This is a genomic window from Streptomyces sp. NBC_00683 (genome assembly GCF_036226745.1).
Classification (GTDB): domain Bacteria; phylum Actinomycetota; class Actinomycetes; order Streptomycetales; family Streptomycetaceae; genus Streptomyces.
In genome coordinates, this window is sequence record NZ_CP109013.1 from 6,525,396 (window position 1) to 6,539,307 (window position 13,912).

13 protein-coding genes are annotated in these 13,912 nt (G+C 70.3%); 9 read left to right on the plus strand and 4 right to left on the minus strand.

From position 1 onward, the window contains the following. Positions 1-240: 240 nt before the first annotated feature. Together OG257_RS29095 and OG257_RS29100 are read left to right on the plus strand one after the other, a co-directional pair. The gene (locus OG257_RS29095) at positions 241-1,821 is read left to right on the plus strand and encodes a TROVE domain-containing protein (protein WP_329212302.1); all 1,581 of its coding nucleotides are present in this window, start codon (positions 241-243) and stop codon (positions 1,819-1,821) included. Positions 1,822-1,899: 78 nt separating this feature from the next. Continuing rightward, positions 1,900-2,130: a hypothetical protein gene (locus OG257_RS29100; RefSeq protein ID WP_014156926.1), complete on the plus strand. Its 231-nt coding sequence runs from the start codon at positions 1,900-1,902 to the stop codon at positions 2,128-2,130. Between the two features lie 116 nt (positions 2,131-2,246). Here OG257_RS29100 and OG257_RS29105 read toward each other — a convergent pair whose 3' ends face one another. From OG257_RS29105 to OG257_RS29115, 3 genes are all read right to left on the minus strand, one after another. Beyond that, on the minus strand, positions 2,247-3,479 hold the full coding sequence (locus OG257_RS29105; RefSeq protein WP_329212304.1) for a TerD family protein: 1,233 nt from the start codon (positions 3,477-3,479) through the stop codon (positions 2,247-2,249). A 64-nt stretch (positions 3,480-3,543) separates the two neighbouring features. Beyond that, positions 3,544-3,777: a hypothetical protein gene (locus tag OG257_RS29110; RefSeq protein WP_329212306.1), complete on the minus strand. Its 234-nt coding sequence runs from the start codon at positions 3,775-3,777 to the stop codon at positions 3,544-3,546. 76 nt (positions 3,778-3,853) lie between these two features. Further along, positions 3,854-4,663 carry an NAD-dependent epimerase/dehydratase family protein gene (locus OG257_RS29115; protein ID WP_329212308.1) on the minus strand — a complete coding sequence of 270 codons (810 nt, stop codon included), beginning with the start codon at positions 4,661-4,663 and terminating at the stop codon, positions 3,854-3,856. Positions 4,664-4,989: 326 nt separating this feature from the next. Between OG257_RS29115 and OG257_RS29120 the strand changes: the two genes are divergently transcribed. Next, complete coding sequence (locus OG257_RS29120; protein ID WP_329212310.1) at positions 4,990-5,955, plus strand: 5-dehydro-4-deoxyglucarate dehydratase; 966 nt, start codon at positions 4,990-4,992, stop codon at positions 5,953-5,955. Beyond that, complete coding sequence (locus OG257_RS29125; RefSeq protein ID WP_329212312.1) at positions 5,952-7,139, plus strand: hypothetical protein; 1,188 nt, start codon at positions 5,952-5,954, stop codon at positions 7,137-7,139. Before OG257_RS29120 ends, OG257_RS29125 begins: the two co-directional genes overlap by 4 nt. Here the strand turns inward: OG257_RS29125 and OG257_RS29130 are convergent. Beyond that, complete coding sequence (locus tag OG257_RS29130) at positions 7,122-8,405, minus strand: MFS transporter (RefSeq protein WP_329212314.1); 1,284 nt, start codon at positions 8,403-8,405, stop codon at positions 7,122-7,124. The two genes, OG257_RS29125 and OG257_RS29130, sit on opposite strands and share 18 nt — an antisense overlap. 170 nt (positions 8,406-8,575) lie before the next feature. On the opposite strand from OG257_RS29130, the gene OG257_RS29135 reads away from it, so the two are divergent. The 5 genes from OG257_RS29135 (at position 8,576) to OG257_RS29155 (ending at position 13,907) form a co-directional block, all read left to right on the plus strand. After that, positions 8,576-9,232 (plus strand): GntR family transcriptional regulator, encoded by a 657-nt coding sequence (locus tag OG257_RS29135; protein ID WP_329212316.1) that lies wholly within the window; start codon positions 8,576-8,578, stop codon positions 9,230-9,232. Positions 9,233-9,282: 50 nt separating this feature from the next. Further along, a complete protein-coding gene (locus tag OG257_RS29140; RefSeq protein WP_329215403.1) occupies positions 9,283-10,185 on the plus strand; it encodes a dihydrodipicolinate synthase family protein in 903 nt (300 codons plus the stop codon). Beyond that, positions 10,182-11,921, plus strand: a complete 1,740-nt coding sequence (gene araD / locus OG257_RS29145) for an L-arabinonate dehydratase (protein ID WP_329212318.1) — start codon at positions 10,182-10,184, stop codon at positions 11,919-11,921. Before OG257_RS29140 ends, araD begins: the two co-directional genes overlap by 4 nt. Before the next feature lie 145 nt (positions 11,922-12,066). Beyond that, entirely contained in the window at positions 12,067-12,999 is a 933-nt protein-coding gene (locus OG257_RS29150) for a carbohydrate ABC transporter permease (RefSeq protein ID WP_329212320.1), read from the plus strand. Next, complete coding sequence (locus OG257_RS29155; protein ID WP_329212322.1) at positions 12,996-13,907, plus strand: carbohydrate ABC transporter permease; 912 nt, start codon at positions 12,996-12,998, stop codon at positions 13,905-13,907. Before OG257_RS29150 ends, OG257_RS29155 begins: the two co-directional genes overlap by 4 nt. The last annotated feature ends 5 nt before the right edge of the window (positions 13,908-13,912 follow it).

Genomic DNA, 13,912 nt, shown 5'->3' on the forward strand with positions numbered 1-13,912 from the left:
GCTACTTCTCTCCCAGAAATCACGCCGCAGCCGTCCTGACCTCGGGAGGCACAAGCGTCGGGGTGCCCGGTGCGCAGGCAACGGATACTTCCGGGATCTGAAGGTTGCGGGTTCGAATCCCGTCCGGCCACGGCCGGTAGCTCAATCGGACAGAGCATCAGACATGAGCCCGTCGCCGACTCCTGAACTCGGGCACCCCTTTTCGCTGTGCCTTCTCCCATGAATTCGGGGGGAATTCACATGGCACGCTTCAATACCCGTCTCATCAGGCCCCGCGTCACCTCGCCCGTGAAGTCCACCGGGCGCACCGCGCGCAACCACCAGGGCGCCGTCGGACACCTCCGGGACAGCCGTTCCGAGCTCTTCCTCCTCGCGGTCGCGAACTTCGTGTCGCAGCAGACCTTCCACGAGGGCGGCGACGAGCGCGACAGCCGCTTCGCGACGCTGGTGCGGAAGCTCGCCGTCGAGGACCCGCAGTGGACCGCGGGGCTGCTGCACTGGCTGCGCCGCGAGGGCGGGATGCGTACGGCGTCGATCGTCGGCGCCGCCGAGTACGTGAAGGCCCGGCTCGACGCGGGCGCCGTGGACGGCCCGTCCAACCGGCAGGTCGTGGACTCGGTGCTGCTGCGTGCGGACGAGCCCGGTGAGCTGCTCGGCTACTGGACCTCGCGGTACGGCCGTGCCGTGCCCAAGCCCGTCAAGCGCGGCATCGCCGACGCCGTACGCCGGCTCTACAGCGGCAAGGCGCTGCTGAAGTACGACACCGCGTCCAAGGGGTACCGCTTCGGCGACATCCTCAACCTGGTGCACGCCGCGCCCGACCCGGCCAAGGCCTGGCAGGGCGAGCTGTTCCGGTACGCGCTGGACCGCAGGCACCACCCCGAGGACGCCGTTCCGCCCGTCTCGAACCGCGTCCTGACCGCCCACCGGGCACTGATGGACCTGCCGGTCGCAGAGCGTCGCGGCGTCGTCACAGGACCCGGTGGGGCGGACCGGCTGGCCGCCGCCGGCATGACCTGGGAGGCACTCGCGGGCTGGCTGCAGGGTCCGATGGACGCCGCGGTCTGGGAGGCGGTCATTCCCTCCATGGGGGCGATGGCGCTCGTACGCAACCTGCGGAACTTCGACGAGGCCGGGGTCTCCGACGCGGTCGCGGCCGAGGTGGCGGCGAGGATCTCCGACCCGGCGGCGGTCGAGGCTTCCCGGCAGTTCCCCTTCCGCTACCTCGCGGCCTACCAGCACGCGCCCTCGCTGCGCTGGGCCTACCCGCTGGAGCAGGCGCTCGGGCACTCGCTGGCGAACATTCCGGCGCTGCCCGGCCGCACCCTGATCCTCGTGGACCGTTCCGGTTCCATGTGGGCGCCGCTCTCGGACCGCTCGCAGCTGAACCGGGCCGACGCCGCGGCCGTCTTCGGTACGGCCCTGGCACTGCGGGCCGCGGACGCCGACCTGGTGGAGTTTGGCACGAGCAGTGCGCCGGTGTCCCACCGCCGGGGCGAGTCGGTCCTGAAGATCCTGGAGCGCTTCCACAGCCTGGGCGGAACCAACACCGTGGAGGCCGTGCGCAGGCACTACAGGAAGCACGAGCGGGTGCTGATCGTCACCGATGAGCAGGCCTCGTTCACGCACTACGGGGACGTCGCCGAGGGGATCCCGCCGACCGTTCCGGTCTACACCTGGAACCTCGCCGGGTACCGGATCGGGCACGGCCCGTCGGGGAGCGATAACCGCCACACCTTCGGGGGTCTTTCCGACGCGGCATTCCGGATGGTGCCCCTGCTGGAAGCGGGCAGGAGCGCCGACTGGCCGTGGAACGGCTGATTACGAATCCGGCACTACTGCGGCCCCGGGAGTGGTCGGGCATGGCGTCGGGCGCTCCCAAGGCGCATACTCAACGTAATGAAACAGTCAGCCGGATCCCGGCGTCACCTGCCTTCCAGTCCCTTCAACCGCCCGGCCCAGGCGGCCCCACCGGTCGAATGCTTCGATGTGGGCGACAGGGTGTCGCACGACCAGTTCGGACTCGGCCGAGTCCTTGCTGTCGAGGGCGACAACGACGCAGTGCTCATCGACTTCTCGGGGCGACAGGGGAGGATCCTGAGCCCGTACTCCAAGCTGACCAAGCTCTGAGAGGGAGGACGAGCACCTACAGCGTCCGACCGGAGACTCTCCGGATCCGGGGCACCTGAGGAGAAATCCGTCGGGTGCCCCGGAAGCCGTTCCAGGGGTGTGCGGGCTGCTGCGGCCTACAGCGCCTTCGCGGCGGGCTTCACCATGCCGCGAACGGTCCGCGACTTCACGAACTCGCCCATGCCGGTCATCTCCCACTCGCCGGTGAACTGCTTGATCAGCTTCGCCATCATGACGCCGGTCTGCGGCTCCGCGCCCGTCAGGTCGAAGCGCACCAGTTCCTCGCCGGTCGCCGCGTCGATCAGCCGGCAGTAGGCCTTGGCGACCTCGGTGAACTTCTGGCCGGTGAACGAGTTGACCGTGAAGACCAGACCGGTCGCGTCGGCGGGGATCCGGCCGAGGTCCACGACGATCACCTCGTCGTCACCCGCGCCCTCACCCGTGAGGTTGTCGCCGGAGTGCTGGATGGCGCCGTTGAGGATGGAGAGCTTGCCGAAGTAGCAGCTGTCCAGGTGATTGCGGTTGGGACCGAAGGCGATCACCGAGGCGTCGAGGTCGATGTCCTTGCCGCGGAACGCGGGCTCCCAGCCGAGGCCCATCTTGACCTGGGACAGCAGCGGCCTGCCGCCCTTGACCAGGGAAACCGTCTGGTTCTTCTGGAGGCTGACCCGGCCCTTGTCGAGGTTGATCTTGCCGGAGGCGGCGGGGGCGGGCGGGGCGGCCGGCGGCGCAGGCGGGGCGGGCGGAGCGATCCGCGGGTCCACGGGGGCCTGCGCCGGGGGAGCGGGCGGAGCAGGCTGGACGTTCACCGGTGCGGCCGGCGCGACCGGGGCGGCGGGCGCTGCCGGCTCCTCGACCGACACGCCGAAGTCCGTGGCGATGCCCGCCAGGCCGTTCGCATAGCCCTGGCCCACGGCGCGGGCCTTCCAGGCGCCGTTGCGCAGGTAGATCTCGATGACCACCAGCGCCGTCTCCGCGCCCAGCTGGGGCGGGGTGAAGGTGGCGAGCGCGCTGCCGTCGTCCGCGTTGCGCACGGTCGCGGTGGGCTCGACCCCCTGGAAGGTCTGGCCCGCGGCGTCGGGGCTCGCGGTGACGACGATCTTCTCGATGCCCGGAGGGACCGCGGAGGTGTCCACCACGATCGCGTCGGGCGCGGAGCCGCCGCCCGAGCGGTACGTCACGCCCGGGCCGGAGGGCTGGTTGTAGAAGATGAAGTCGTCGTCGGAGCGCACCTTGCCGTCGGCGGTGAGCAGCAGGCCCGAGACGTCGAGCCGCACCGGGGCGGCGACGTCCACCGCCACGCGGGCGGCGGAGAGAGGGATGTTCGAGCCGGGGGTCATTGCGGTCATGCACGGGCTAACGAATGACCCGGCTTTGCCGTTCCCTTACCTTCGGGGACTTGCTCCGTACGGCTCAGCGCCCGCCCACGGACCGGTTCCGGGGGTGGTTGCGGGCCGCGCGTTCGTTGCCGTGCTTGTACGCGCCCGTCCAGCGCGCCATGACCAGCTGGGCGTCGCCGGACGTCACCTCGGCGAGGAACTTCTCCGCACGGCCGCCGCGCAGGGTGCCCGCAGGGCGGCCGTGATGGGTGATCGTGACGCTCGCGTCGGCGTGCTGCTCGTACAGGAATCCGGAAGGTCTCGGCATGCGCCCCATGGTGCCCGCGCCCCGAGTGCGCCGTCGCGCGATTTTCCGGGGCCCGGCCGACGGAGCCGTGCCGGGACTAGTACGGCCACATCGGCGGGTCCGTGACGAAGTGGCCGCCGATGTGGGCGTGGTCCGGGTTCTCCGGGTCCAGCTCCCCGTGTTCGGCGACGAGCTTGTCCGCGTACTGCTCGGAGTCGTCCTGCGGCTCGTACCCGAGGGACTTGGCCGTCGTCAGGTCCCACCACAGGCGGGTGTTGTCGGAGGAGCCGTAGATCACCGTGTGGCGCACGTCCTCGGCGGTGAGCGCGGCGTGGAAGAGCCGCGCGCCGTCGCCGGGGCTCATCCAGACCGACAGCATCCGGACCGATGTCGGCTCCATGAAGCAGGAGCCGATGCGCACCGAGACGGTCTCGACGCCGTACTTGTCCCAGTAGAGCTGCGCGAGGTCCTCGCCGAAGGACTTCGACAGACCGTAGAAGGTGTCGGGGCGGCGTGCGGTGCCGATCGGGATCAGCGGGTCGCCGGGCAGGGGGCGCGGGGTGTAGCCGATGGCGTGGTTGGAGGAGGCGAACACGATGCGCCCGACGCCCTCCTCGCGTGCGGCCTCGTAGAGGTTGTAGGTGCCCTCGATGTTGGAGCGCAGAATCTTGTCGAAGGACGCTTCCAGGGAGATGCCCGCGAGATGGATGATCGCGTCGACGCCCCGTACGGCTTCCCGCAGGGCCTCCTTGCCGCCGAGGTCGGCGGTGATCGCGTCCGGTTCGCCCTCGATGGGGATGACGTCGAAGAGGCGCAGTTCATAGCCGTATGCGGGCAGCAGTCCCCGCATGAGGGTGCCGAGGCCGCCGGCGGCGCCGGTGAGCAGGACGGTGCGGGGAGCGGGCATACGGAAATCTCCTCGGTGCGGGCACAGGACGGGGGCGCGGCGTACGCGGACGTGCCGTGCGGTGTGTACGGACAGCAAGGTACGCGCGGCACGCAGGCATGACACATCAGCGCGATGCGTCAAATCCATGGACGACATTCACATGCATGGACAAGCTAAGAAGTCCTGGCGGATCACGTCAAGTGTGGCCCGGAGTGAGCTGCTCCGTGTCCAGGTTGGGCGTTCTCGTCTTGACCTGCGCCGCGCGGCTGCCTTAGCGTGGCGCCGTTCAGAAATATGGACACCGATCAGAATTGTGCACGCCTGAATCTGCTCAGGGAGCGCCCGTGACCTCAGCCCCCCTTGCCGCCCGACTCACCGATGTCGCCGGGCCGCTCTTCTTCCCCGTCACCGCCTACGGGCCGGACGGCACCGTGGACCTCGACGCCTTCCGTGCGCATGTGCGCGCCGGCATCGACGCCGGCGCCGCAGCGGTCTTCGCCTGCTGCGGCACCGGCGAGTTCCACGCGCTGACGCCGGAGGAGTTCCGGATCGTCGTCGCCGCGGCCGTCGAGGAGACCGCCGGACAGGTACCCGTCGTCGCGGGCGCCGGCTACGGCACCGCGCTCGCGATCCAGTACGCGAAGCTCGCCGAGGACGCGGGAGCGGACGGACTCCTCGCCATGCCCCCGTACCTCGTCGTCGCCGGCCAGGAAGGCCTACTGGGCCACTACACCGCGCTCGCCGCGGCCACCGGCCTGGAGACGATCGTCTACCAGCGCGACAACGCGGTCTTCACCCCGGAGACCGTCCTCGCCCTCGCGCAGACCCCCGGGATCATCGGCCTCAAGGACGGCTTCGGCGACCTCGACCTGATGCAGCGCATCGTCAGCGCCGTACGCACCGGCCTGCCCGGCCAGGACTTCCTGTACTTCAACGGCCTGCCCACCGCCGAACTCACCGGGCTCGCCTACCGCGGCATCGGCGTCACCCTCTACTCCTCCGCGGTGTTCGCCTTCGCACCCGACATCGCCCTCGCCTTCTACCGGGCCATGGAATCCGGCGACGACGACCTGGTGAACGCGCTGCTCGACCACTTCTACCGGCCGCTCGTCGAACTGCGCGCCAAGGGGCGCGGTTACGCGGTGTCCTTGGTGAAGGCGGGCGTCCGGCTCGAGGGCCTGGAGGTCGGAGAGGTGCGCACCCCGCTCACCGAGCCGCCCGCCGAGCACGTCGAGGAACTGACCGTGATCATCGCGAACGGCCGTGCCCTGCTGGAGAAGCACGGGGCCGGGCAGGAGGGGCGCGGGTGAAGACCTCCGCCTTCCTCTACCCCTGGGACGTCGTCGGGGACCCGGACGCGGCCACACGCGTCCGGGACCTCGGTGTCCAGCAGGTGACGCTCGCCTCCGCATACCACTCGACCCGGGCCCTGACCTCGCGTCACCCCGGACGCCGGATCGTCACGGCCGAGCACGCCGCCGTGCTCTACCCGCCGGACCCGGCGCGCTGGGCGGGGCGCGAGCTGCGGCCCTACGGACAGACCTGGGTGGCGGGCGAGGACCCGTACGCCGAGGCGGCCGAGGCCCTGGCCGACGCCGGTCTCCAGGTGCACTCCTGGGTCGTCCTCGCGCACAACTCCCGCCTGGGCGCCGAGCATCCGGACACCTCCGTGGTCAACGCCTACGGCGACCGCTACCCCTGGGCACCGTGCATCGCGCAGCCCGCCGTCCACACCTACCTGGTGGACCTGGCGGCGGAGGCGGCGGTACGCCCCGGGGCGCACGGCACCGAACTGGAGTCCTGCGGCTGGTACGGCTTCGCCCATCTGCACGCACACGACAAGGTCGCGGGTGTGGGCCTCGGGGACGCGGCGCAGTACCTGATGTCGCTCTGCTTCTGCGCCGCGTGCCGTGCCGGTTACGGCGGGCAGGGGCTGGACGCCGACGAACTGGGTGCGGCGGTACGGCGGGCCCTGGAGCCGGTCTGGGCAGGATCCGGCTCAGGCTCCAGGGAGACCGGCTGGTCCGGCGTCGAGAAGCTGCTGGGGGCCGGCCTCGCCGATGCCACCCTGCGGTGGCGCGGCCAGGTGGCCCGGACGCTCCAGGAGTCGGCCGTCGCCGCGGTGCGGCAGGCCGCGGAGGGCCGGGACTTCCAGGTCCTGCTGCACGCCGACCCCGCCCCGTACCGCACGGGCGCCAACGTCGGAGTCGACGCCGCGCACATCCTGTCCACCGCGGACGGCGTGGTGCTGCCCTGCACCGGCGACGACGCGGCGCGCGAAGCGGTGCTCGGCCCGTTCGCCGGGCTGTCCGGAGTGCGGGCCGCCAACTTCGGTGTGGTCACCGGCATGGGCGGCAGCCCCGGAACGCTGGAGCGGGACGCGGCGCACGCACTCTCGCTCGGCGCCACCGAACTGCGCCTGTACCACGCCGGACTGGCCTCCGGGCCGGATCTCGAGACCGTCGCCGACGCACTCTCACGCATCGGTCGATGAAGGAAGCGGACCGGTGGGGGCGCCCGTCAGCCGCCCCCACCGGCCCGTGCCCAGCCATGCCGCCGTACCCAGTCCGGCCACCGCGGTCAGCGGCAGCAGCACGGTGACGTCCACCACCGCGACCAGCCCCGCCCCGAGCGCCAGGGCCACCGCGTTCGGCACCGTCATCAGCGAGTTGGCCGCCGCGGCCGTGCGGCCGAGCACCGCGTCCGGGGTCTCCCGCTGCACGGCCGTCATCGCGGCGATCAGCACACACGGCAGACCGAGACCGATGGCCGCGCTCGCCACCAGGGCCACCGGCTCGCAGGGCAGTGCCCGCGCCCCCACCGCCACCGCGAACACGGCGGTCCCCGCCGCCGCGAAGACCCGCTCCGGCATGCGCCGGAGCAGCGGCCCGGCCAGCAGCCCCGCCGCCACCGAACCGGCGCCCTGGACCGCGTACAGCACCCCTGCGTAGGCGGGGGAGCGGCCGAGCACATCATCGACGACGGCGTACACCGCAGCGCCGTTGAGTCCGGCCACCAGCATCGTCAGCGCCCCGGCGTACACCAGTGGCCGCAGCGCCTGCGAGCCGCGCAGCAGCCGTATGCCCGCCGCCGTGCCACCCCGCCGTGACACCCGCCCCGCCCTGTCGGGCTCCCGTACCCGCAACTGCGCGAACACCAGCGCGGCCAGGGCGAACGTCAGCGCGTCCAGGAGCGCCACCGGCCCGCCGCCGTACCGCGCGAACAGGCCCGCGCCCGCCAGCGGCGCGAGCAGTTTCATGCCCTCGTTCGCCATGGTCCGCAGCCCGTTGAAGTCCCCCAGCAGCCGCGCGTCCACCGCCCGGGCGACCAGCGCCGCCTCGGCCGCGTCCAGCAGGACGCCACTCACCCCGTAGACGAACAGAACGGCGAAGAGCACCCAGACCCGGCCGGCCGAATCGACCACGAGCAGCGAGGTCATGAGCCCCGCCATGGCCAGATTCACCCAGATCAACAGCTGTCTGCGGGGCAGCAGATCGGCGAGCGCGCCGAGTGCGGGGCCGGCGAGCACCGGGGCCCACATCGCGAACACGGTCAGGGCCGCCAGGCTGTCCGAACCGGTGAGCGACTTGACCCAGATCCCGGCGGTGAGCCACATCGCGGACGTACCGAATCCGGAGACGAGCACCCCTGCCAGAACGAGCAGGGCCGTCCGATCGCATACCACTCTGCCCACGGCACCGCCCGCCCTCGCACCACCGTGACCTGCGCACTCGCCCCCTGGCCACGCCAACGGGGCCATGCTGGCGACTAAGGACGCCTCCGGACATCGGGCAGAAGCCCTAGAGATGCGTCGAAACATCTTCTGTCAGAAGCGTTGACGAAACATTCGCGACCGCTCTAACTTCATCGCGTCGTACTTCGTACGTCATATATGAGACGCGATACGCGAGATGCGAGAGCCCTTCACCCATGACCTTTGCGCCCACCCCGATCCCCTCCCGGACCCAGTACGTGCTGGAGGCGATCAAGCACGCCATCCTGACAGCGCAGCTGAGACCGGGGCAGGCGCTCGTCGAGACGGAGCTCGCCGCGCAGTTCGGGGTGTCGAAGACTCCTGTACGTGAGGCGCTGAAGACGCTCGCCGGTACGGGGCTCGTCGTCATGAGCCAGTACAAGGGCGCCACCGTGCGACTCGTCGACGCGACCATGGCGCGGGAGGTGTACGACGTGCGCCTGCTCCTGGAGCCCGAGGCGCTGCGCCGCTCCATCACCCGCAAGGCCTCGCTCGACGCGGCACAGGAGGCCCTGGAGCGCTCCGACTCGGCGGTCGACAAGGCCGACAGGTCGCTCGCGAACCGGGACTTCCACCGCGCGCTCTACCTGCCCTGCGGCAACCCGCTGCTCTCCCGGATGCTCGACGAGATCCGTGACCAGGCCGCCCTCGTGTCGACCGTCGCTTGGACGGCCATCCCCTCGTGGGAGCGGGAGGCGGCCGAACACCGGGAGATCCTGCGGCTCGCCCTCGCGGACGACGCGGCGGCGGCGGCCGGGGCTCTGCACGACCACATCGCGTCGTTCGTGCGCCGCGCCTTCCCCGACGACGAAGACGGGGGTGACGCGGCGTGAACAACCAGCTGGAGCTCAACCACCAGCACCTCGACGAAAGGCCAGTCCGCATGGACCTCACCCCGCTGAAGGCGGCCCTCGCAGACGTTGTGGCGATCCCGGTGACCCCGTTCGCCGAGGACGGGAGCATCGACACGACGGCGCACCGCGCCCTGCTGCGACGGCTCCTCGACGGTGGCGTCCGCATCGTCACCCCGAACGGCAACACCGGGGAGTTCTACGCGCTGACCCCCGACGAGCGGCGCGCCGTCACCGAGCTCACCATCGACGAGGCGGGCGGCCGTGCCACCGTCCTCGTGGGCGTCGGACACGACGTACCGACCGCCGTGGCCGCCGCCGAGCACGCCAGGGACTCCGGCGCCGAGATGGTGATGGTGCACCAGCCCGTGCACCCCTACATCTCGCAGGAAGGCTGGATCGACTACCACCGGGCCATCGCCGAGGCCGTTCCGGAGCTCGGAGTCGTCCCGTACATCCGCAATCCGCTCCTCGCCGGCGACCGCCTCGCCGAACTCGCGGACAGCTGCCCCAACGTCATCGGCGTGAAGTACGCCGTCCCGGACGCCGCACGCTTCGGCGCCTTCGCCCGGGACGCCGGCCTGGAACGCTTCGTCTGGGTCGCGGGACTCGCCGAGCTGTACGCACCCTCCTACTTCGCCACCGGCGCCACCGGATTCACCTCCGGCCTCGTCAATGTCGCCCCCGGTGTCTCGCTGGCCATGCTGGGGGCACTGAGGGCGGGCGACTACGCGGCGGCGATGAAGGTCTGGGAGCAGATCCGCCGCTTCGAGGACCTGCGCGCCGACCGGCAGTCCGCCAACAACGTGACCGTCGTCAAGGAGGCCCTGGCCGCGCTCGGGCTCTGCCGCCGCGACGTCCGCGCACCGAGCAGGGTCCTGCCCGAGGCGCAGCGCGCCGAGGTCGCCGACCTGGTGGCGGGGTGGTCCATATGACAGGTACCGAGGGCACGCGCATCACTCCCGAGGAGCTGCGCAGCCACCAGTGGTACGGAACGGACGGGCTCCGTTCGTTCAGCCACCGCGCCCGCACCCGCCAGCTCGGCTACCTCCCCGAGGAGCACCTGGGCAAGCCGGTCATCGCGATCCTCAACACCTGGTCCGACATCAACCCCTGCCACGTCCACCTGCGCGACCGCGCGCAGGCCGTCAAGCGGGGCGTCTGGCAGGCGGGCGGCTTCCCGCTCGAGTTCCCGGTCTCCACACTCTCGGAGACCTTCCAGAAGCCGACTCCGATGCTCTACCGCAACATGCTCGCGATGGAGACGGAGGAGCTGCTGCGCTCCTACCCCGTCGACGGCGCCGTGCTGCTGGGCGGCTGCGACAAGTCGACGCCCGCGCTCCTCATGGGCGCGGCCTCCGTCGACCTGCCGACCGTGTTCGTGCCCGCCGGGCCGATGCTGCCGGGCCACTGGCGCAACGAAGTGCTCGGCTCGGGTACGGACATGTGGAAGTACTGGGACGACAAGCGGGCCGGGCTCATCGGTGACTGCGAAATGGCCGAGCTGGAGAACGGGCTCGCCCGTTCGCCCGGCCACTGCATGACGATGGGCACCGCGTCGACCCTGACGGCCGCCGCCGAGGCGCTGGGCGTCACGGTTCCGGGCGCCTCGTCCATCCCGGCCGTCGACTCCGGTCACGACCGGATGGCGGCGCAGTCCGGGCTCAGGATCGTCGAACTGGTCTGGCAGCAGCTCACGTTGTCGAAGATCCTCACCGCCGACGCGTACGAGGACGCCGTCGCCACCGTTCTCGCGCTCGGCGGCTCCACCAACGCCGTCATCCACCTCACCGCGATGGCGGGCCGGTCCGGGGTGAAGCTCACCCTGGACGACTTCGACCGCATCGCCCGCACCGTCCCGGTCCTCGCCAACCTCCGGCCCGGCGGCAAGTACCTGATGGAGGACTTCCACTTCGCCGGCGGACTGCCCGGATTCCTGGCCCGGCTCACCGACGTACTGCATCTGGACCGTCCCACCGTCTCGCACACCACGCTGCGCGAACAGCTCGACGGGGCGCTGGTGCACAACTCCGACGTCATCCGGGAGCGGGACAACCCCCTGGTCGAGGAGGGCGGCGTGGCGGTGCTGCGCGGCAACCTCTGCCCCGACGGCGCGGTCATCAAGCACATCGCCGCCGAGCCCCACCTGCTGCGCCACACCGGTCCCGCGGTCGTCTTCGACGACTACAAGGAGATGCAGCGCACCATCAACGACCCGGCCCTGGCCCTCACTCCGGACCATGTGCTGGTGCTGCGCAACGCCGGGCCCAAGGGCGGTCCAGGCATGCCCGAGTACGGCATGCTGCCGATCCCGGACTACCTGCTGAAGCAGGGTGTACGGGACATGGTGCGGATCTCCGACGCCCGGATGAGCGGCACCAGTTACGGGGCGTGCGTGCTGCACATCGCGCCCGAGTCGTTCGTCGGCGGGCCGCTCGCCCTGGTGCGCACCGGTGACCTGATCACCCTGGACGTCGAGGCGCGGCTGCTCCACCTCGATGTTCCCGACGATGAGCTGGAGCTGCGCAGGGCCCGGTGGACACCGCCGCCCGCACGGTACGGGCGCGGCTACGGGGCGCTCTACCAGGACCAGATCACCCAGGCCGACACCGGATGCGACTTCGCGTTCCTGGCCAGGCAGGGAGACGTGCCCGACCCGTACGCGGGCTGAAACCGGGCGAAGAGAATTCCGCGCACCGATCCGTTCGGTACACCGAACGACATGCGGTAAGCGCTTGCACGGCACACGCACCACCGCACAGCACAAGCACCACCGCACGGCACATCCAGCACTTCCCAGAGATCGGAGACGTGTCATGGCCCAATCCGCAGCCGTGGCCACACCGCCGCCCAAGGTGCCCCGGCGCCGCTCGGCGAGCCCCCGCCGCCTGCCGTATCTGCTGATAGCGCCCGCGGGCCTGCTGATGCTGGGCTTCATCGCCTATCCGGTGATCAGCGTCTTCTACTACAGCCTGCAGAACTACAACGTCACCAAGCCGTGGCGGAACGGCTTCGCCGGTTTCGACAACTTCACCCGCATCTTCACCGAGGACGAGCAGTTCTGGCCGACGCTCGGCTTCAGCGCCCAATGGGTCTTCACCCAGGTCACGTTGCAGCTCGCACTCGGTCTCGCACTCGCGCTGATCGTCAACCAGAGCTTCATCGGCCGCGGCATCTCGCGCGCCATGGTCTTCTCGCCCTGGGCCGTCTCCGGGGTGCTGACCAGCACCATCTGGATCCTGCTCTACAACTCCTCGACCGGCTTCAGCCGCTATCTCGCGGACGCCGGAATCGGCGAGTACGGCACCTCGGTGCTCTCCGACACCGGGACCGTCTTCTGGGCGGCGACCATCTCCGAACTCTGGCGCGGTGTCCCCTTCTTCGCCATCCTCATCCTCGCCGACCTGCAGTCCGTCTCGAAGGAGCTGTACGAGGCGGCATCGGTCGACGGCGCGGGCAGGCTGCGGCAGTTCTTCCACATCACCCTCCCGCACCTGCGGGACGCGATCATCCTCGCCACGCTGCTGCGCGGTGTCTGGGAGTTCAACAACGTCGACCTCCTCTACACCCTCACCGGCGGCGGACCGGCCGGCGAAACCACCACCCTGCCGCTCTATGTGGCCAATACCGGTATCGAGGGCCACGACTTCGGCTACGCCTCGGCGCTCACCACCGTCGCCTTCGTGATCCTCCTCTTCTGCTCGATCGTCTATCTGCGCCTGAGCAAGTTCGGAGGCGACCACAAGTGACTGCCGCACTCGCAGAGAAGAACAGCGCACCGGGACGGTCTGTGCGACACAGCGCCCCGCCGCCCTCCTCGACCCGCCGACCCAAGCGCGAGCGTGCCTTCGACGACGTACCGCGCTGGCAGATCTACGTGCCGCTCGGCATCTACCTGCTCTTCACGCTCATCCCGTTCTACTGGATGTTCCTGTTCGCCGTACGGCCCGCCGGCTCCACCTCGCTGGTGCCCTGGCCGATGACGGGAGAGCACTTCTCCAAGGTCTGGAACGAGCGGAGCTTCGCGCTCTTCTTCCAGAACAGCATGATCGTCGGCGTCTGCACGCTGTTCGCCACGACCCTGGTCGCGCTCGCCGGCGGCTATGCCCTGGCCCGGTTCAACTTCAAGATCAAGAGCGCGTTCATGCTGGCGCTGCTCTGCTCGCAGTTCATCCCGGGCGCGCTGATGCTCGTACCGCTCTTCGAGATCTTCAAGAACCTCCAGATGATCAACTCCCTCGGGAGCGTCGTCATCGCGGAGACCGTCTTCCAGCTGCCCCTGTCGATCATCCTGATCAGCGGCTTCATCAAGAACGTGCCGGTCTCCCTGGAGGAGGCCGCCTGGGTGGACGGCTGCTCGCGCTTCAGGGCCTTCTGCGCGGTCGTCCTGCCGCTGCTGCGACCCGGACTGATCGCCGTCGGCTCCTTCGCCTTCGTCCACAGCTGGAACCACTTCCTGTTCGCCCTGATGTTCCTCAGCGAGCAGGACAAGCAGACGATCCCGGTCGGCCTGAACACCCTGATCGGCGCCGACAGCGTCGACCTGGGGGCGCTGGCCGCGGGCGGTGTCATCGCCGCGGTGCCCGTGGTGATCGTCTTCGCCTTCATCCAGAAGTGGCTGATCACCGGCTTCAGCGCCGGCGCAGTGAAGGGCTGACGGAC